This is a genomic window from Methylobacterium sp. CM6247 (assembly GCF_054817925.1).
In genome coordinates this window covers 778,672-797,156 of record NZ_JBTXKX010000003.1, presented here as the reverse complement: position 1 = coordinate 797,156, position 18,485 = coordinate 778,672, and the positions used below count along the sequence as shown (strand labels likewise).

Here is an 18,485-nt window from a genome sequence, read left to right as displayed (position 1 = left end):
GTCTTTCAACCAAACGCCGTAAAGGCGTGTGAGGACAACCTCCGCCATGATCAACACCAAGCTTCTCGCCGCCCTCGGCTTCACCGTCGCGGCGATCACGACCCCGGCGCTCGCGCAGGAGCCCCTCGGTATCCGCGTCGCGCCCCAGTTCGACGCCAACGCCCCCGAGGCCCGCGACACTTCCTCGTTCCGCGCCGCCGCCCTGCGCTCGGATGCTGTCAGCATCGAGTCGAGCCGCATCGCCCTCGAGCGCTCGCGCAACCCGAACGTCCGCAACTACGCCAAGAACGTGCTGGTCGAGCGTGAGGCCACCACCAAGGCGCTTCTGCCCGAGGGCACCTCGCTGACCGCCGGCGGCACCGTCGTCTCCGACAGCCAGCCCTTCGAGACCCGCTTCGACAATCCGGTCGGCGTCGTCCTCGCCCCGGTGACGATCTCGGCCACCATCGCGTCACGGATCGTCGGCGGCGTGCTCGGCGGCGTCGGCCTCGTCGACAACACCCCCGGTGAGCCCGGCCGTCGCGTCGCCATCGGCCCGGACGGTCAGGCCCGGATCGACCGCCTGAAGAACGCCCGCACTGGCCGTGAATTCGACCGTACCTTCGTGCAGCAGCAGGCCCGTTCGGATGCCCGCACCCTCGGCCTCTACGAGTCCTACTCGCGCAACGGCGACAACGCCCAGGGCCGCGAATTCGCGAACCAGGCGCTGCCCTACATCGCCAACCAGCACGGCCACTCGGCCGTCCTCGCCGACCGTATCGGCGGCTGAGCCATCGCCCCGTGAAACAGGAAAGGGCCGCCCGGTGGGGCGGCCCTTTTCGTTTGCGCCCAATCCACCCTCTCCCCTCTGCGGGAGAGGGTGCCTGCGGAGCAGGCGGGAGAGGGGGCGACCTCTCCGGAGATGGCGCTCCCCTCTCCCGACCCGCTTCGCGGGCCACCCTCCCCCGCATAGGGGGGAGGGAAAGCGTTCTGTCACACCGTCCGCTGGCCGACCTCGTCCTCGGGACGCGTACCCCGGCGTCGGCGGGCGCCGCGCTCCAGGAGCGACCGGCCGATGGCACGGAACGGCGCGGTGAGGCGGCGGGCATCGTCGGCGCGTTCCATGAAACGCTCGCCGTTGCGGATCTCCTTGTCGAGGCGGGCCATGGTGCGGGCGAGGGCCGGGTCGTCATCGTCGAGCCACACCTCGACGGTGCGGGCGAAGGCGATGACCACGCCCTGCAGCTTCAGCCGGCCCAGAGGCCCCTCGGTGTTGATGCCGGCCGCAGCCAGCATGAAGCGGTGCGAGTTCAGCGCCACGCCGTTCAGCGCGACGAGGGAGAGCGGATCGCCGCGCAGGGCGTAGGAGATCCGGCGCAGGGCGTCCTTGTAGGGGGTCATCGCATCGAGGCGGCGCATCAGCACGTCGAACAGACGCTCGCGGGTGGGCTCCTCGGCGAGGTCGGAGGAATCGCCTTCCAGCACCTTGTGGTCGATGATCCGCGAAAGGCCACCGAGCACTGCGCCCTTGGAGGGGAACAGGTCGCGGAATTCGGCGAGGGACAGGCCGGCCTCGCGGGCGATGTCGCCGATTTCGATGTCGTTCCAGGGCTGGACGGCGGCGAGCCGCATCAGCGCCTCGACGGCAGCCTCACGCGGGGAGTGCTGCGGGGCGGCGACGGCGATGTCGGTCCCAGCGGTCTCGTTGCCGCCGGTCTCATTACCGCCCTCGGGCTTCGCACCTGTGGTGTTTGCCATGGTCGTTCGATCCTCGTGTCTGTTCCCTATCATGTAGGTTGTGCAGGCGGATCGGTTAGGGGGTGGCTCAGCCCGAGAGCTCGCCTGCCCGCAGCTTCGCGGCGGCGACCGCCTCGCGCATCAGGTCCGGCACGCCGCCCTCGCGCATCAGCACGGAGAGGGCTGCCGCGGTGGTGCCGCCAGGTGACGTCACGTCGCGCCTCAGCTGTCCCGCATCGTGAGGGCTGGTGGACAGGAGCGCCCCGGCCCCTGACACCGTGGCGCGGGCAAGCCGCGCAGCCATGTCGGCCGGCAGCCCAGCCGCCACACCCGCCTCGGCCATCGCCTCCGCCAGGAGGAAAACATAGGCCGGGCCGGAACCGGATAAAGCCGTCAGCGTGTCGATCAGCGCCTCGTCGTCGAGCCATTCCACGCCCCCGACAGCCTTGAGCAAGGCATCGGCATGGTTGCGCTGATCCGGGGAGACGTTGGCATTCGCCACCGCGCCGGTGACCCCGCGGCCGATGCTCGCCGGAAGGTTCGGCATCGCCCGGACAATAGCGCGCGCGGAGGGTAGGCGGCCCTGCAGGTCGCCGATGGTCTTGCCCGCCAGGATAGAGACGACGAGCGTATGGGGTGCGATCATCCCATCGAGGAGGCCGGCCGCGCCCTCCAACCCCTGCGGCTTGATGGCGAGGATCAGCGCATCGTTGGCCGGGACGTCACTCGGGTTCAGGGCGATGCCATGGCTCTCGCAGAGCCGTACCATCTCGGGCGAGGCCTGCGGATCGACGACGCAGGTCCTGGCGGCATCGAGCCCGCCGGCGAGCCAGCCGGCCAGCATCGCGCCGCCCATCTTGCCCGCCCCCACCAGGGTGAGGGAGGCCGGCAGGGTGGAGGAAGACGGAATGCTCACGCCTCGCCTTCGGTCTCGAACAGGACCGCATCCAGGGATTCGCGGGCGGACTTGCCCGCCCAAAGCACGAACTGGAACGCCTGATAGTAGCGCTCGCAGGCATCCACGGCGGATTTCAGCATCATCGCGCACTGGCTCTGGGTCGGCGCGGCACCGTCGGTGAGCAGCAGAGAATGCCGGAACATCACCACGCTGTCGGTGGACCACAGGTCGAAATGACCGACCCAGAGCTGCTCGTTGACGAGGGAGATGAGGGTGAGGATCTCGGTGCGGCGGTGAGCCGGCACCTTCAGGTCGAAGGCGCTGGCCACATGGAGGGCCTCCACATCCTCGATCCAGGTGAAGGCGACGTGATAGTCGGACCAGCGGCCGGCCACGGCCACCGACATCTCGTCGGTTTCGGCCCGGTCGAAGATCCAATCGCGAAGGGAAGCGAGCCGCTCGACGATGTCGAGGGGGTGCTCGTTCCGGTCGAGGCCTTCGATGTGAAGTTGGGTCATAGCGGTCCAGCTAGGCGTCCCGAAAGGGGCGCCGATAATGGTGAACGACAATCAATCCCCTTCCGGATTTCCCATCCCCAAGCTGAATCCGCGCACAGGCAAGACACAGCGTGATCGAGGGGAAGCTTAAGGGTCGAAGGTCGGGTCCGGGGGCGAAGCGAATCAGTGCCTCACTCACTATAGACCGTGGCGGACTCGCGTTTCAAAGCGCTCCCGATGACCGGTGAACAGGAAAGCGGATTTCCACCGTTCCTTCCTGTGCACAAGCTTAGACCGGACTCGGGGCCCGCGAATCAGACCGATGTCGCTGGCGAAGGCGGCGGCTCCTGCGTGCCGAGCCGGCCCTCCAGCACGGCGACGCGGGCTGCGAGAGCATCGTTCTGGGTGCGGAGAGCCGAGACCAGATCGCGCAGCACGTCCACCTCTTCGCGGGTGGCGATGTCCATGTCGCGGATCAGCCGCTCGATCTGCGCCTTGAACACGGTCTCCGCCTCACGCTTCACGCCCTGCGCCGCACCGGCGGCATCGGTCATGAGTCGGGCGAAATCGTCGAACAAGCGGTTGGAGCCGCGGCCCGCGCCGTCCTTAGAGCCTTGCATCGTCGTCTCCCGAGATCGAGGCCCGCGTCGGACATCGCGCCGGCACCTGAGGTAAGCAGATAAGAATCGAAGGCGTGCGAGGCAATCCGAAGGCAAGGCGCACGGCCGAGGAATTCGCGGTCCGGCCCGCCAAAACCACGTTCGATCCGCCACGATGGGACCGCAAACCGGTCGCCATGGTCACCGCCGATTCGACGGACCGGCAAGGATGCGCATGGTCACCCGACGCGATTATACCTTCTATACCTTCGGCACAGCCGCCTGGGCAGCGGGACATCTTCTCGCCGGGGGGAGACCGGCGCTCGCCGCGGCTTCGTTTCCGGAGAATCTTGCCGACAGGTTCGCGCAGATCGAGGCGACGAGCGGCGGACGGCTCGGGATCGGTCTTCTCGATACCGGCAGTGGCACCCAGGCGGCGCATCGCGGGACGGAGCGCTTCCCGATGTGCAGTACGTTCAAGGTTCTCGCGGCCGGTGCTGTGCTGGCGCGGATCGACCAGGGCGAGGACAGTCTCGACCGGCGGCTGCGTTACGCGGCGAGCGTGGTCGTGCCCTACTCGCCCATGAGCGGACCGAGGGCGGATGGCGAGGGCATGACCCTCGCCGAACTCTGCGAGGCCGCCGTTACGCTCAGCGACAACACTGCCGCCAACCTGCTCCTCGGGACGATGGGTGGCCCGGCCGGACTCACCGCCCAGATCCGCGCGTTCGGCGACGCGACGACACGCCTCGACCGTACCGAGCCGGATCTGAACGAGGCCGTGCCCGGCGACCCGCGTGACACCACCACGCCGCTGGCCATGGCCGAGACGCTCCGGCGCCTCGTCCTCGCGGACGCGCTCTCGCCCGCCTCGCGCGCCCTCCTCACCGCCTGGCTCGTGGGTTGCCGCACCGGCGATGCGCGGCTACGCGCCGGCCTGCCGAAGGAGTGGCGCATCGGCGACAAGACCGGATCCGGCGAGAACGACACGGCCAACGACATTGCCGTGATCTGGCCGCCGCGCCGGGCTCCCCTCGTCCTGACGGTCTACCTGACCGGGGCGAAGACATCGCCGGAGGCGCGCAGCGCCACCATCGCCTCGGTGGCCAGGGCCGTCGCCGCCGCCGCTGCGGAACGAGATGGCGGTTGACGCGCACCGATCCGTGTAAGCGTCCCTTAAGTGGTTGTCTGCCAAGGCTTAACCGACAAGCGGTGGCACCGAGACGAGGGCTCCGGCGCCGCTTTACCAGCGTGTCGGAGGGGTGAATGATGATCGAGGGCCTCAAGCACCGCATCCGCGCCGCGGGACGCCGGCCCCGATCGCTCAATGAGGCAACGCTTGCCGCACTTGCTTTTGGGATCGCCGCCTTGAGCACGTCCGCCAACCCCGCCTCCGCCGACGAGCGACCGCATTACGACGGCTTCCGTCAGGGCACGTATCTCTCCTACCTCAACGCGGGGGAGGATGGCGCCGAGATCACGCGCTCGCCGCGCCTCGGCCTGTCCTTCGGGGATGAGGTGCGCCCGGTCCTGATGGATACCGGCTCCACCGGCATCGTCGTCTCGGCGAGCCGGATCCCCGGCTTCGAGACGATGCCGTCGCGGCCCGGACGGCTCACCTACAGCAGTTCCGGGCGGATCATGATCGGACGCTGGGTGACGCTGCCTGTCACGCTCGTCGGCGGCAACGGGGCCAGCGTGACTACCTCACCGCTCCCCGTCCTGGCGGTCACCGAGATCGCGTGCACGAACAACGCCCGCGCCTGCACGCCGGAGACGATGCCGGGCCACGTGGCCATGTTGGGCATCGGCTTCGGACGGGAGGGCGATGCGCAGAGCCAGAGCACGCCCGACACCAACCCGCTCCTCAACCTCGCCCCTGACGGCAGGAGCCCCGCACGGCGCGGCTACGTGGTGACGCGGGACGGCATCCATGCGGGTCTCACCGGAGCCAATACGCGCGGCGACATCCGCTTCGTGAAGCTCGATCCCCACCCCGACATTCCCGGCGAATGGCAGGGCGTCCCCGTCTGCGTCACGGTGAACGGCCAGGCACCCGGCGCCTGCGGCCGGGCGCTCGTCGATACGGGCGTGTCGGTGATGTACCTGACCTTGCCGACAGGGGCTGTGGACGGTGCCGTCACTTCCGATGACGACGGCCGGAGCCAGTTCCTGCCCGGTACCCGCCTCGGCTTCACCTTCCCCGGACGGGGCTCCGAACCGGCGGCGGCCTACGACATCGTCATCGGCGACGCGTCCCCGCTCTCGCCGGGCAAAGTGACCCTCAACACCCGACGCCCGGAGCCCTTCGTCAATACCGGCCTGCGCTTCCTCAATGGCTTCGACGTGCTTTATGACGCAGATGGCGGCTATTTCGGGTTTCGCAGGCGGTAGAGCATAGTCGACGCAAGCGTCTTTGCGATGACATTTGCCGAATGTGTCCCGGATACCGGACCGAAACAGACGTTTACAATTCTGATCTCGCTATCCCCTTCGAATCCCTCCGCCGAGGCGTCATAAATGGCCACCGGATGGACGAGACATGACGCAGACGAATTCCGCCACGCCCCATATCCTCGTGGTCGAGGACGACCGCGAGATCAGCGCCCTGGTGGCGCGCTACCTCCGCGCCAACGAATGCCGGGTGAGCCTCGCAGGGGACGGGCGCGAGATGGACAAGGCGCTGGCGGATGCGCGCGTCGACCTCATCGTGCTCGACCTGATGCTGCCGGGCGAGGACGGGTTGAGCCTGTGCCGGCGCCTGCGCGCGGGGTCCTCGATCCCGATCCTGATGCTCACCGCCAAGGCCGAGGAGATCGACCGGATCGTCGGGCTCGAGATCGGCGCGGACGATTACCTCGCCAAACCGTTCAACCCGCGCGAGCTTCTCGCCCGCATCCGCGCGATCCTGCGGCGGGGCGCGAGCGCCGAGGCTGCCGGCGACGATGGCGTCCGCCGGCTGCGCTTCCTCGACTGGACCCTCGACGTGTCCCTGCGTCAGCTCCTCAGCCCGGACGACGCCCGCATCACCATCACGGGGGCGGAATTCGACCTGCTGCACGTGCTCTGCCTGAGACCCGGCCGGGTGCTCTCGCGTGACCAGCTCCTCGACCTGACCCAGGGACGGGCGGCCGGCCCATACGAGCGGAGCATCGACGTTCTCATCAGCCGCATCCGCCAGAAGATCGAGGCCGACCCTCGCAACCCGGAGATCATCCGTACCATCCGCTCGGGCGGCTACCTGTTCACCCCGGCGGTGACGCGATCATGAGCGCAACTACGAAGGGCCGGTGGGGGCGCCTTCTCGGCTTTCCGCCCCGCAGTATCGCCGGCCAGATCGCGATGCTCAGCGTGGCCGCCATCGTCGTCAGCCATGCGGTGGCGACCCTGGCCTTCCTGATGCTGCGCGAACCCTGGAACCCGGACAACCATCCGGGCGTCGCCGCGACACGGCTGGCCACCATCGTTCGCCTGCTCGATGCCGCTCCGCCGGGGGATCGGCCGCGCCTGCTGCAGGATGCGGCACGCAGCCTGCCCGGCCTGCAGCTCGAAGCGGCCCCGGCCCCGCCGGAAACTGCCGCCCCCGGCACTCGGGACGGGCAGGCCGACCATCCCATAGTCCAGCGCATGCGCGACGGGTTCGGACGGCCCCTCACGATCACCGATCTCTCGTCTCCGGGGAAAGTGCCGGAGACGGCCAGTGGCATCCGGATCGGCATCACGACGCCGTCCGGTGCGAGCCTGCGCGCGACCCTGCCGGATGACGTCCGGTCTCCGTTCGGCCCCGGCCCGATCATCTTCACCTTCGTCCTTCTCGGCATCACCCTGTCGCTCATGTCGATCTGGGCGACGCGGGCCTTGACCGCTCCGCTGGCGAAACTCGCCGAGGCCGCCGATGCCTTCGGCACGGGCATGAACCTCGTGGCGCTGCCCCGGAACGGGCCGAAGGAGGTGATGGCCGTGTCCCGCGCCCTCGACACGATGCGCGGCCGCGTCCGCCGCCTGATCGACGATCGAACTCAGATGCTGGCGGCAATCAGCCACGATCTGCGCACCCCGATCACCCGTTTGCGGCTGCGGGCCGAATTCATCGAGGACGATCACGCACGCACCATGACCCTGCGCGACCTCGATCAGATGAACGGGCTGGTGGACGCCGCCCTGTCCTTCGTCCGGGACGGGCAGGCCGGGGGCACCCAGACTCTCGTCGACCTCGCTTCCCTGGTCCAGACCGTGTGCGACGGCTTCGCCGATGTTGGTGCGGACGTGCGTGTGGAACAGACGCGGCACGTCCTCGTGCGCGGCCGGGCGGACGAGCTCCAGCGGGCCATCGTCAACCTCGTCGATAATGCGGTGAAGTATGGCGGCGCGGCGCGGCTGACGATGCACCCGTCGGATCAGGGCGTGGCTCTCGAAGTGTCCGATGACGGTCCCGGCATTCCGGAGGCCGAGCGCGACGCCATGGTGCAGCCTTTCGTACGCGGAGACCGGGCCCGGAATCTCAACGAAGCCAGCGGCTTCGGCCTCGGTCTGTCGATCGTTCTCGCCATCGTGGAGGGGCATGGTGGCCGGCTGACCCTGTCGAACAAGCCCCCCCACGGCCTCGTGGCCCGTATCGACCTGCCCCTCGCCGTCGCTCAGGGAGGGCAGCTGCGCGCGTCTCCATCAACGAACCCTGGGACCGTCGCCCCGGTCATTTCCTGATTTTGGCATTCGACTGTTTCGGAACGTGGGTTCGAAACATCGCGAAACTCTTGTGCCGGGCGCGGGAAAGGTCCGCTTAACCCTGGGTGTCGCTCTCTCGACACCCGTCGCGAGCTCCCCGCGACGGCATTCGACCGAGGCGACCGCGCCATGACATCTGTCAGTTCCACTCAGACCTCCGCCACGTTCCAGGCCCAGCGTCCGCCGCCGTCCAGAGGCAATCCGGTCGCGCAGGCCATCGCCAGCGAGGTCTCCACCGGCGGCATCAGCGCCACCGACGGCACCGCTCTCACCGACGCCCTCGATTCCATCGATTCGAGCCTCAAGAGCGAGAGCTCCAACGCGACCGGCAGAACGAGCACACGCCTCGACCCGTCGCAGATCGAGGACACGATCGGCAGCCTCATCGAGGATCAGGTCTCCAGCGGCGACCTCACCACCGATCAGGCCGAGACCCTGAAGACGCTGTTCGAAGCCAACGCGTCGGGCAGGGGAGGAGTTGGGGACGCAGGTGGCGCGGGCGCTCGACCGGCCGGCCCGCCGCCATCCGAGGTTGAGGCACAAAGCGCGTCATCCTCGACAGACATGTCGGCCGGCGTCAGCGAGCTTCTCGACAGCTTCATGACGACGCTCCAGGAATCGCAGACGAGTGCGTCCGGTTACGCCGCCTCCGGTGCCAAGGCGTCCGGCGCGAGCGCCAGCGCCCTGTTGTTCGACTTCAACACGTAAGGGCGGTCCCGCCCGGTGCCCAGCATCCACGCCCAGGCACCGGGGGGGCTACACGCCGGGGGCCGCCCTTAGAACTCCATGTCGAGTTCTTCGATCTCGTTGGGTTCGGCGGCCGCCGCCTCGCTCCATTCCACCATCAGGGGCCAGGCGAGGATGGTGTCGCGATAGGCCGCGACGTTGCGGGGCAGCGAGACGTCGTAGGTCTGGAACCGCGTACAGACCGGCGCGAACATGGCGTCGGCGAGGCTCGGACGCGTGCCGAACAGGAACGGACCGCCGTAGCGCGCCAGGCAATCCTCGACGATGGTGATGACGCGCTCGATATCGCCCCTGGCTCCGTTGAAGATCTTGAAATTGGTGTGGCGGGCCTTGAGGTTCATCGGCAGGGCCGAGCGCAGGTTGATGAACCCTCCATGCATCTCGCCCGAGATCGAACGGCAGCGCGCCCGCGCCACCGGATCCTTCGGCAGGAAGCCTGCATCGGGGTAGGTCTCGTTGAGATACTGGGAGAGGGCCAGGGTATCCCAGACCTCGATCTCGCCATGGACGAGGCGGGGCACGAGGAAGGACGGGGACAGGTGTAGAAGCTCGGCCCGTGAGGATTCGTCGTCACCGGACAGGACCTCGACCTCGAAATCGAGCCCGGCCATGCGGCAGACCAGCCATCCCCGGAGCGACCAGGATGAGTAGTTTCGGCTCGAAATCGTGAGCGTGGCGACTGGCATGTCCATCCCCTGTCTTCTCATCCCCGACCGTCCATAAGGTTTTCGGCCCGAGCTGTGCAGGGGGCATCCAAGTCTCGTGCCGCATCGAACCGGCCTTCTCCGAAGGAGAAAAACCTTTCCTGTCTCGTCGATGGGACAGTGATGCATTCTCACAACATTTATTACAGATCGTACCTGCAGCCGATTGCGTTGCGCGCAACCGTGGCTCAGCCTAGCGGGCTGTGACGACCGTCGGAGGCGATCCCGGCGGTTGAGCACAACGAAGCGAATGACCCGCTATCCGATCGTTCGCGCAGGAGTTCGAGCGTCATGCTCTACGATGCCTTCGAAGTGCAGTCCGACCTTGCCCAGCGCACGCGCTCCTGGGGGAAGCTCGTCCACGACGCCGTATCGCCCTGGGTCGGGTCGCGAAACGCGGCGCCGATGAACTGGTGGTCGGCCGGCGCCCGGATGATGATGCGCGCGGGCCTGACCTTCGCCCGCCCCGCCTTCGGCATCGACAGCGTCCGGGTCGGCAACCGCGAAGTGTCGGTGAGCGAGGAGGCGACGTTCTCGACCCCGTTCGGGACGCTTCTGCGCTTCAGGAAGGACATCGATTCCGAGCAGCCCAAGGTGCTCGTCGTCGCGCCGCTCTCGGGCCATTTCGCCACGTTGCTGCGCGGCACGGTGCGCACCCTGCTGGCCGACCACGACGTCTACATCACCGATTGGCATAATGCCCGCGACGTGCCGCTCGCCGACGGTCCGTTCGGGTTCGACGATTACGTGGATCACCTGGTGCAGTTCCTCGGCGTGATGGGCGAGGGCTCGCATGTCGTGGCGGTCTGTCAGCCGGCGGTCCAGGCGCTCGCCGCCGCCGCCGTCATGGCCCAGTCGAAAGACATCGCGCATCCGCGCAGCATGACGCTCATGGCCGGGCCGGTGGATTGCCGCATCTGCCCGACCTCGGTGAACAAGCTCGCCACCTCGAAGCCGATCGCGTGGTTCGAAAAGAACCTCATCGCCACGGTGCCCCAGCGTCATGCGGGGGCCGGCCGTCGGGTCTATCCCGGCTTCATGCAGGTCTCGGCCTTCGTCTCGATGAATGCCAAGCGCCACCAGCAGAGCCATGCAGACCTGTTCTGGCATTTCGCCAACGGCGAGGCCGACAAGGCCAACCAGATCGAGACGTTCTACGACGAGTATTTTGCCGTCCTCGACCTCGCGGCCGAGTTCTACATCGAAACCGTCCAGACCGTGTTCCAGGATTACACCCTCGCCAAGAACGAACTGACCTATCGCGGAAATCCCATCGACATGCGGTCCATCCGCAAGACCGCGCTGATGACCGTGGAGGGCGAGCGCGACGATATCTGCGCCGTCGGGCAGACCATGGCGGCTCACGACCTGTGCGGCAGCCTCCCCCCGCACATGAAGAGCCACCACCTGCAGGCGGGCGTCGGCCATTACGGCGTCTTCACCGGCCGCAAGTGGGAGGGGCAGACCTACCCGCTCGTGCGCAACTTCATCCAATCGCACGCATGAGGATGCAGGTCCGGCTCAGGATTTAACCGAGAGCGGTTGGAACTCGTGTCCGCTTGGTGTATGAGCCTGCCCCAAGTGAGTTTTCAGCGTCGATTCGAGACCGTCACACACAGGTCCCTCCCTGGAGCGATCCAGGGTATGGGGCTATTGGCGGTTTGCCCTCGTCGGACAGGCGGGGGCGTTCGGAGAGGGCGCCGTCCGACAAACATACGTCTCTAAAGGATCAAGTCCGTTGCAGGTACTCGTTCGCGATAACAACGTCGACCAGGCACTCCGCGTTCTCAAGAAGAAGATGCAGCGCGAGGGCATCTTCCGCGAGATGAAGCAGCGCAAGGCCTACGAGAAGCCCTCCGTGCGCAAGGCTCGCGAGAAGGCCGAGGCCGTGCGCCGCGCCCGCAAGCAGGCCCGCAAGACCGCGATCCGTGAGGGCCTGATCGCCGCTCCGAAGCCGAAGCCCCGTTTCGGCGCCGGTGCGCCGCGTCGTCCGGGCGGTTCGCCTTTCGCTCCGAGCGCCGCTCCCTCGGCCAACGTCGCCTCGTAAGACCGACCGGCGGCCGATCCCGTATCGGCCCCGAACGCGGTTACTGGCGCTACCGTCCCATCTCTCAGAATGCCCGGGCGCCGATGCGTCCGGGCATTCTGTCGTTTCAGGCGATCCCCACGGCGGCGGAGGCGTGCTCGGCTTCCACCAGGACATCGAGGGCGCGCCAGGGCTTCTGCATGTAAATGGCCTGTTCGGGCAGGCGACCGGTGCTGCGCTCGTCGTAGCCCGAGGTCAGGACCATCCGAACATCGGGCCAGCGCTGCTCCACGGTCCGCGCCAGGGCGATGCCGTCCATGGCCCCGCCGAGGCGCACATCGGCGAACAGCAGGGCGACGTTCATCCCCTTGCGCTCGAGAACGCCGATGGCCGCCTCGGCGCTGTCACAGGCGATCACGTCGAGATCGGTTTCCTCGAGAATGGCTGCAGCGAGGTCGCGAACCGCTGCATCGTCCTCAACCACGAGGGCAACGGGGCCGTCGATCTGGGCTGGCGATACGGTGTCGGCGGTCGAGTGGATGGTATGATTCATGAGGTCTCCTTCTTGGAATGGGGGCGGGCGCGATCGCGGCCCCGCAGGGCGTCATGCGCCCGGTCGATGATTCGATTGTTCGAAGGCTGCGCCGCCTGGCCGGGATCGGCAAGGGTGCCGGCCGCCGCCACGGCCATGCGCCTCCCACACCATAAAAAGCGGAACCGCCTCAAAGCGGGCTTGGTGGCAGCCTAAGATCCGAGAATGCACGAAATCGAGCGTCTCTGCACATCGTCTACGCAGACGCACAAGGTTCGGGCATACCGCAACGCATTAACGATCTGTTCACCGCAAAAGATCGAATGTTACAGTTCAACGACCGTCAAGCTGGATCATGGAACGGTTTCTGTTTCCCGATCCGGGGAGGGGTGCCGAAACAGGGGGGTGTTGCTCAGTCATGTGCCGCTTTCTCGCCTATAGCGGTGATCCGGTCTTCCTGACCGATCTCGTCTGCGCGCCGACGCACTCGCTGGTGCATCAGTCGCTGCACGCCACCGAGGCGAAGACGGAGACCAACGGCGACGGTTTCGGCATCGGCTGGTACGGCGAACGGACCGATCCGGGCCAGTATCGCGACGTCTGCCCGGCCTGGTCGGACGAGAACCTCGTCAACCTCTGCCAGCAAGTCCGCGCGCGGATGTTCTTCGCCCATGTCCGCGCCTCGACCGGCACGGCCACCACGCGGGCGAACTGCCATCCCTTCGCCCATGGCCGGCACCTGTTCATGCATAACGGCCAGATCGGCGGTTATCACCGCATCAAGCGGCGGATCGAGGCCCTGATCCCGGACGCGCTCTACGAAGCGCGGCGCGGCACCACCGATTCCGAGGCGATCTTCCTCCTGGCCCTGGCCAACGGCCTCGCCGAAGACCCGATCGGCGCCATGGCCGAAACCCTTTCCACGGTCCGCGACCTGATGCAGGCGGCCGGAATCACCGAGGCCCTGCGCTTCACCTCCGTCGTCACCGACGGCGAGACCCTGACGGCCTATCGCTGGGCCTGCGACGGTCGCCCGCCGAGTCTCTATTACCGCCAGACCGAAACCGGCCTCGTAGTGGTCTCCGAGCCCATCGACGATTGCAAGGAGGGCTGGATCGTGATCCCGCGCGGCGGCACGCTGCAGGCGACGCGCGGCGGCACGGTGACGGTGAAGGGCGCCGACGAGACGCGGGTCCGCATCGCCGCCTGAGACCGCTCCCGAGGGTTGCGGCACGGAGGGTTGCGGCGCTGGCGCGAAGGGCGGACAACCCATGCTCCTTCGAGAGCGTGAGCCGCCGATGACCGACACGGACGTGACCCTTCACATCGCCGGGGCCTGGACGCCCGGCTCCGACGCGCGGACGATCCCCGTCCTCAACCCCGCTACCGGCGACGCCATTGGCACCGTGGCGGTGGCGACGCGCAACGATCTCGACCGTGCCCTGGAAGCCGCCCGTCGCGGATTCACCGAATGGCGCAGGGTCGCGGCCTTCGATCGCGCCAAGGTGATGCGGCGGGCCGCCGATCTGCTCCGTTCGCGCGTCGACGACATCGCCCGGACGATGACGCTGGAACAGGGCAAGCCGCTGGCCGAAGCGCGGGTGGAGACGCTTGCCGCCGCCGACGTCATCGACTGGTTCGCCGAGGAAGGGAAACGCGCCTACGGCCGCATCATCCCCGCCCGCGTGTCGGGCGTGACCCAGATGGTTCTGCGCGAGCCGGTGGGTCCCGTGGCCGCCTTCACGCCCTGGAACTTCCCGATCAACCAGGCCGTCCGCAAGCTCTCGGCGGCGCTCTGCGCCGGCTGCTCGGTGATCCTGAAGGGGCCGGAAGATACGCCAGCGAGCTGCGCCGAACTCGTCCGCGCCTTCCTCGATGCCGGGGTGCCGGGTGACGTGCTGTCCCTGGTCTTCGGCGATCCGGCCGAAATCTCGTCCTACCTGATCCCGCATCCGGTCATCGCCAAGATCTCGTTCACCGGCTCCACTCCGGTGGGCAAGGAGCTCGCGGCTTTGGCCGGGCGCCACATGAAGCGCATCACCATGGAACTCGGGGGCCACGCCCCCGCCCTGGTCTTCGCCGACGCGGATGTCGAGAAGGCCGTCTCGGTGCTCGGCGCCAACAAATTCCGCAATGCCGGGCAGGTCTGCGTCGCGCCGACCCGCTTCCTCATCCACGATTCCGTCTACGACCGCTTCGTCGAGGGGTTCGTGGCGCATGCACAGGGCATCAGGGTCGGCGACGGGCTCGATCCCGAGACCCAGATGGGACCGTTGATCCATGCCCGCCGGCGCGAGGCGATGGAATCCCTGGTGGCCGATGCCGTAGCGCAGGGCGCGGAGCTCCGCACCGGCGGCAAGCGCATCGGCAACCGCGGCCATTTCTTCGAACCGACCGTAATCACCGAGACCCCGCTCACTGCGCGGATCATGAACGAGGAGCCGTTCGGCCCCGTGGCCCTGGTCCAGCGCTTCTCCGACGACGAGGCGGCCTTCGCCGAGGCCAACCGGCTGCCCTATGGTCTCGCCGCCTACGCCTACACCCGCTCGGCCACCCGCGCGACGGAGATCGCCGCTCGGGTCGAGAGCGGCATGCTCGGCATCAACCATCACGGCCTCGCCTTCCCCGAAACCCCCTTCGGCGGCATCAAGGATTCCGGCTACGGCAGCGAGGGCGGCTCGGAGGCGATCGAGGCCTATCTGACGACGAAGTTCGTGAGCCAGGCGAGCGCCTGAGCGCCCGCATTCGGTGGGCTCGACAAGCAAAACGCTCCATGGGGCAGACCCCATGGAGCGCTGATGCACGCCTTTGCTCCGGCCCCGCTCACGGGAGCGGCCTTAGCGGGTCGCGGGGTCGACGATCTCGGCGACGATGCGCCGGGTCGCGGGAGCACGCGAGGTCAGGGACGGCGTGGTGGTCAGCTCGGAGGCCGGACGCACGGCGGCCGTGACGCGGGCCTGCTCCCGATAGAGCGTGGGGGTGACGGTGATGCGCTCGTCGGCGGTCGCGGTACCGACCAGGGTGGCGGAGGCGAGAGCCGCGAGGACAAGGCTACGAACGGTCATAATATTGATCCCTCTGATGTTTCGGGGCCGATGCCCCGTTTCGTGAGACCGATATATTTTGCGGCGCAACATTCATCAAACAGATAGCATCGATATCCGATATCGACCGTATCAATGCGATGCTTCCAATTGGACCGCGCGGCCGTTTACGTCTCCAGCCGTTTCGATCCGCAAACGTCGCTGGAAAGCATGAGACAGGATGGGATGTCTCACCCTGTCTCGTCATCGGCTGGGCTTGTCACTTCACCAAGGGTTTCAGACCTAAGTCCCGAAGCCGAGGCGCCTCGGATCGGCAGCCGGTGGACGCCGCCCTCCGCCAATGAGGTGGAGCTTCGACGTCGTTCTCAGCCCTGTCGTCAGTAGCGGGGGGCATCGACGCGTGCACCCCAGATATTGAGCGTGCGGATCGACGGCTTAGACGGAGCGTCCACGGTCTCTGCGCTCGCCTTGGCCGATGCGTAGGACCGCTTCGGCACGATGGAAGCGGTGTTCGGCGAGTTGGTGGCGGATGCGATCAAGGTCGCTTGGGTACCGGGGACGGTGAAGCGATGCCCCCAGGCGTCGAACGACCTCGCCGGCTCGGCCTTGGCAGGAACGATGGCGGCGACGACGAGTGTGAGGATGGCGCCGGTGATGAAGGTGGAGCGAGTGGTCATGATACGACGTCCTGTTCGGTGAGCGTTCGTCGGGGGAGGTTTCCGATGCCCCGACGCTTCGGCCCGTTGCAATAACGTTGATATAAACGTAGCGCCGCGGCCTGCGGTGCGCGTCCGCACATAGGTTGATATCAATCATATTTCGAGGAGGTCTCGTTTGGCAGGGGCTGTACAAAACCCGCAGGGCCATTATCTCGTTGGTATCAACACTCCAGGGAATTTCGTATGGCCGGACATCCGGTCCTCACTCCAAAGATCGCGGCCGGGGTCGAACAAGCCTGCTTCAGCTTCGCGGCTCAGAAGGCGGCACGCGCCATTGGCCGGCGCTATGACGCGGCGCTCCGCCCGACTGGTCTCTCGAACTGGCAGTTTACGCTGCTGATGATGCTCGTCCGAGACGAGGCTCCGACCATCGGCGTGCTGGCACAGGCCCTAGCGATGGATCGCACGACCATCACCGCGAACGTGAAGCCCCTGGAACGACGCGGGCTGCTAAGAATCGAGGCCGATGCGGACGACAGGCGCGTGAGACGCATCCTGCTTACCGACGAAGGTCGCACAGTCCTGGCACAGGCGTACCCGCTCTGGGAGAAGGCGCAAGCCGCTTGCGCCGAACATCTCGGCGCGATCGATCAGACCATTTACCGTGCCGCCGTGGCCGCGCTGACGATGTGACCCGGCCCGGCAGGGCACTCGGGGCCTATCGCGCCCGGAGATCTTGCCACTTTGCTCGAAACATTCGCGAGGTGCGAGAAGCCGGTGCTCCTCAGTAACGCACCGTCGCCCGCACGCCGAACACCGCGGCATTCTTGATCCGGGCGCCATCGGGATCGCGCGGATTGGGCACGCCGCCGCCCGGGCGAAAGATATACTGGATGTCCGGCTGAACCGTGACGCCGGGTCCGAGGACGGCCTGATAGGTCGCCTCGATCACGGCCTCGCTGCTCCGACGGGGTCCACTCGCGCCGCCGAAGCGGATCACATCGGTGTCGAACCCACGGGCAATGTCCGAGATGCGGGCCAGGGCGAAGGCGACGCCGATCGTGTCGTCGGACCGTCCCTTGAAGAGGCCCTTATAGGCAATGCCCATATCGGCGTAGAAATCCACGATGTTGCGGTCGGAGGGCGAACCGGACAGGCGCAGGAACACACTGGCACCGTCATTGGGGTCATCGGGCTCGCGGTAGATGGTCTGGTCGATGATGCCGTAGAGGCCGCTATCGCCGCGAAAGCGCCGGGCGATGCCGGTGGTGGACGGATCGGCCAGTGAGCGCCCGGCCTCGTCGAAACGCTGGCTGTCGAACCGGCCAAAATGATGCCAGCCCCCCAGCGTCACCGTGCCGGGATCGCCCTCATCACCCTGCGCGATGTTGTACGCATAGGCAGCTTCCGCGATGACGAGGGCGGGATCGCTGGTGCGGAAATTCGTGCCGGTGCGGTTGCGGCGCTGAGGATCGAGATCGCTGGGGTAAGGCCCTGCCGGATCGCCGTCGAAGACGCCGACCTGCAGCGAGAAATTCTGGTTCGGGACGTATTTCGCCCGGATCGCCGGCACCGCCAGCGGGTAGATCGGACCGCCGCTCGGCAGCACCTCCGCCATGATGTTGGGCCAGCCGAAGGTGGAATTGATGAACAGCGTGCCGGTCTGAGTCACTGCGAATTCGGGATCGGCCGCGATCTGACCGACCTTCAATCCGAACTGTCCGTCGAACAGCTTCTGTTCCAGCCAGATTTCGTACAGCCGCGAAGAGGGCAGTGCCTCGATGGCGCTCACGGTGATGAAATTGTTGACGTAGTAGCGCGACAGGCCGGTGCCGTGGATGAGGTAGAGATTGGTGTGGAAGGTCGCCCCTTGCCAACCTGCCAGCTTCTCGAGGTCGGCATCGAACTGGATATCCAGGCGCCCTTCGACGATCGCACCGCGCCGTACACCGCCCGTCGCGTTGCCGAAGCTCTCACCGATATAGGTGAGGCTGTACTCGATGCCTTTGGTCTTCAGAAAGGAACGCAGGCCATAGGGGGCGCCATACGGGCCGAGCTGGTCCTGTATCGAGGTGTTGAGGTTGGCCGAAGGCTTGGCCGAGGTCACCGACTGCGCCACCGACGTCTGCGGATCGCCGCCGGCACCGCGCGGTGAGCCGATATCGAGCCCCTCCAGCGCCAGACGCGCCTGCCGTGCCGCAATCTCGGCAGCGGTCTGGGCGTGGGCGCCAGACACGGCAAGGCCGGACATCAGGGCTGCGACGGTCGCAAGAGGAAACGAGCGGAGCATCATTCCTCGGAAAAGCGTGTCCCAGGGCGACCGACCCCCGCTCGCGCT

General features: G+C 67.1%; 21 protein-coding genes. 11 read left to right on the top strand and 10 right to left on the bottom strand.

Translation table 11 applies throughout. The features are described 5' to 3' along the window. Positions 1-46 precede the first annotated feature (46 nt). Positions 47-769: a DUF4142 domain-containing protein gene (locus ACYQOP_RS04560; RefSeq protein WP_207410961.1), complete on the top strand. Its 723-nt coding sequence runs from the start codon at positions 47-49 to the stop codon at positions 767-769. Between the two features lie 203 nt (positions 770-972). On the opposite strand, the gene ACYQOP_RS04555 is transcribed toward ACYQOP_RS04560, so the two are convergent. The 4 genes from ACYQOP_RS04555 to ACYQOP_RS04540 all read right to left on the bottom strand — a co-directional run bounded on the left by ACYQOP_RS04555 (position 973) and on the right by ACYQOP_RS04540 (position 3,731). Next, on the bottom strand, positions 973-1,737 hold the full coding sequence (locus ACYQOP_RS04555) for a TetR/AcrR family transcriptional regulator (RefSeq protein WP_461221350.1): 765 nt from the start codon (positions 1,735-1,737) through the stop codon (positions 973-975). 67 nt (positions 1,738-1,804) lie between these two features. Beyond that, a complete protein-coding gene (gene proC, locus ACYQOP_RS04550) occupies positions 1,805-2,632 on the bottom strand; it encodes a pyrroline-5-carboxylate reductase (protein WP_461221349.1) in 828 nt (275 codons plus the stop codon). Next, complete coding sequence (locus tag ACYQOP_RS04545) at positions 2,629-3,132, bottom strand: type III secretion system chaperone family protein (RefSeq protein ID WP_018045511.1); 504 nt, start codon at positions 3,130-3,132, stop codon at positions 2,629-2,631. Before ACYQOP_RS04545 ends, proC begins: the two co-directional genes overlap by 4 nt. Positions 3,133-3,425: 293 nt before the next feature. Next, positions 3,426-3,731: an accessory factor UbiK family protein gene (locus ACYQOP_RS04540; protein WP_461221348.1), complete on the bottom strand. Its 306-nt coding sequence runs from the start codon at positions 3,729-3,731 to the stop codon at positions 3,426-3,428. A 214-nt stretch (positions 3,732-3,945) separates the two neighbouring features. On the opposite strand from ACYQOP_RS04540, the gene bla reads away from it, so the two are divergent. The 5 genes from bla to ACYQOP_RS04515 all read left to right on the top strand — a co-directional run bounded on the left by bla (position 3,946) and on the right by ACYQOP_RS04515 (position 9,143). Further along, complete coding sequence (bla, locus tag ACYQOP_RS04535; protein WP_461221347.1) at positions 3,946-4,860, top strand: class A beta-lactamase; 915 nt, start codon at positions 3,946-3,948, stop codon at positions 4,858-4,860. A gap of 116 nt (positions 4,861-4,976) precedes the next feature. Then, positions 4,977-6,104, top strand: coding sequence for a hypothetical protein (locus tag ACYQOP_RS04530; RefSeq protein WP_461221346.1), 1,128 nt, complete (start codon positions 4,977-4,979; stop codon positions 6,102-6,104). Positions 6,105-6,252: 148 nt separating this feature from the next. Beyond that, the gene (locus ACYQOP_RS04525; protein WP_461221345.1) at positions 6,253-6,981 is read left to right on the top strand and encodes a response regulator; all 729 of its coding nucleotides are present in this window, start codon (positions 6,253-6,255) and stop codon (positions 6,979-6,981) included. Continuing rightward, the gene (locus ACYQOP_RS04520; protein WP_461221343.1) at positions 6,978-8,414 is read left to right on the top strand and encodes an ATP-binding protein; all 1,437 of its coding nucleotides are present in this window, start codon (positions 6,978-6,980) and stop codon (positions 8,412-8,414) included. Before ACYQOP_RS04525 ends, ACYQOP_RS04520 begins: the two co-directional genes overlap by 4 nt. A 150-nt stretch (positions 8,415-8,564) precedes the next feature. Beyond that, positions 8,565-9,143 carry a hypothetical protein gene (locus ACYQOP_RS04515; protein ID WP_461221342.1) on the top strand — a complete coding sequence of 193 codons (579 nt, stop codon included), beginning with the start codon at positions 8,565-8,567 and terminating at the stop codon, positions 9,141-9,143. A 68-nt stretch (positions 9,144-9,211) separates the two neighbouring features. Here ACYQOP_RS04515 and ACYQOP_RS04510 read toward each other — a convergent pair whose 3' ends face one another. Further along, positions 9,212-9,868 carry a glutathione S-transferase family protein gene (locus ACYQOP_RS04510; protein ID WP_056428649.1) on the bottom strand — a complete coding sequence of 219 codons (657 nt, stop codon included), beginning with the start codon at positions 9,866-9,868 and terminating at the stop codon, positions 9,212-9,214. Positions 9,869-10,177: 309 nt separating this feature from the next. Here ACYQOP_RS04510 and ACYQOP_RS04505 point away from each other — a divergent pair, with 309 nt between their 5' ends. After that, positions 10,178-11,392 carry a polyhydroxyalkanoate depolymerase gene (locus tag ACYQOP_RS04505; protein WP_461221341.1) on the top strand — a complete coding sequence of 405 codons (1,215 nt, stop codon included), beginning with the start codon at positions 10,178-10,180 and terminating at the stop codon, positions 11,390-11,392. A gap of 232 nt (positions 11,393-11,624) precedes the next feature. Next, entirely contained in the window at positions 11,625-11,933 is a 309-nt protein-coding gene (gene rpsU / locus ACYQOP_RS04500; protein ID WP_056428151.1) for a 30S ribosomal protein S21, read from the top strand. A gap of 106 nt (positions 11,934-12,039) precedes the next feature. Here rpsU and ACYQOP_RS04495 read toward each other — a convergent pair whose 3' ends face one another. Next, positions 12,040-12,465: a response regulator gene (locus ACYQOP_RS04495; RefSeq protein ID WP_207410967.1), complete on the bottom strand. Its 426-nt coding sequence runs from the start codon at positions 12,463-12,465 to the stop codon at positions 12,040-12,042. Then, the gene (locus tag ACYQOP_RS04490) at positions 12,462-12,602 is read right to left on the bottom strand and encodes a hypothetical protein (RefSeq protein ID WP_207410968.1); all 141 of its coding nucleotides are present in this window, start codon (positions 12,600-12,602) and stop codon (positions 12,462-12,464) included. Before ACYQOP_RS04490 ends, ACYQOP_RS04495 begins: the two co-directional genes overlap by 4 nt. 260 nt (positions 12,603-12,862) lie before the next feature. On the opposite strand from ACYQOP_RS04490, the gene ACYQOP_RS04485 reads away from it, so the two are divergent. Together ACYQOP_RS04485 and ACYQOP_RS04480 are read left to right on the top strand one after the other, a co-directional pair. Next, positions 12,863-13,654 (top strand): class II glutamine amidotransferase, encoded by a 792-nt coding sequence (locus ACYQOP_RS04485; protein ID WP_461221338.1) that lies wholly within the window; start codon positions 12,863-12,865, stop codon positions 13,652-13,654. Between the two features lie 88 nt (positions 13,655-13,742). Further along, positions 13,743-15,179, top strand: a complete 1,437-nt coding sequence (locus ACYQOP_RS04480) for an NAD-dependent succinate-semialdehyde dehydrogenase (RefSeq protein WP_461221337.1) — start codon at positions 13,743-13,745, stop codon at positions 15,177-15,179. Positions 15,180-15,281: 102 nt separating this feature from the next. On the opposite strand, the gene ACYQOP_RS04475 is transcribed toward ACYQOP_RS04480, so the two are convergent. Together ACYQOP_RS04475 and ACYQOP_RS04470 are read right to left on the bottom strand one after the other, a co-directional pair. Then, positions 15,282-15,509, bottom strand: coding sequence for a hypothetical protein (locus tag ACYQOP_RS04475; protein WP_082470407.1), 228 nt, complete (start codon positions 15,507-15,509; stop codon positions 15,282-15,284). A gap of 356 nt (positions 15,510-15,865) precedes the next feature. Continuing rightward, positions 15,866-16,165, bottom strand: coding sequence for a hypothetical protein (locus tag ACYQOP_RS04470; protein ID WP_461221336.1), 300 nt, complete (start codon positions 16,163-16,165; stop codon positions 15,866-15,868). 225 nt (positions 16,166-16,390) lie between these two features. Between ACYQOP_RS04470 and ACYQOP_RS04465 the strand changes: the two genes are divergently transcribed. Further along, positions 16,391-16,840 (top strand): MarR family winged helix-turn-helix transcriptional regulator, encoded by a 450-nt coding sequence (locus ACYQOP_RS04465; RefSeq protein WP_056428138.1) that lies wholly within the window; start codon positions 16,391-16,393, stop codon positions 16,838-16,840. A 91-nt stretch (positions 16,841-16,931) separates the two neighbouring features. Here ACYQOP_RS04465 and ACYQOP_RS04460 read toward each other — a convergent pair whose 3' ends face one another. Next, complete coding sequence (locus tag ACYQOP_RS04460; RefSeq protein ID WP_461221335.1) at positions 16,932-18,440, bottom strand: carbohydrate porin; 1,509 nt, start codon at positions 18,438-18,440, stop codon at positions 16,932-16,934. Positions 18,441-18,485 lie beyond the last annotated feature (45 nt).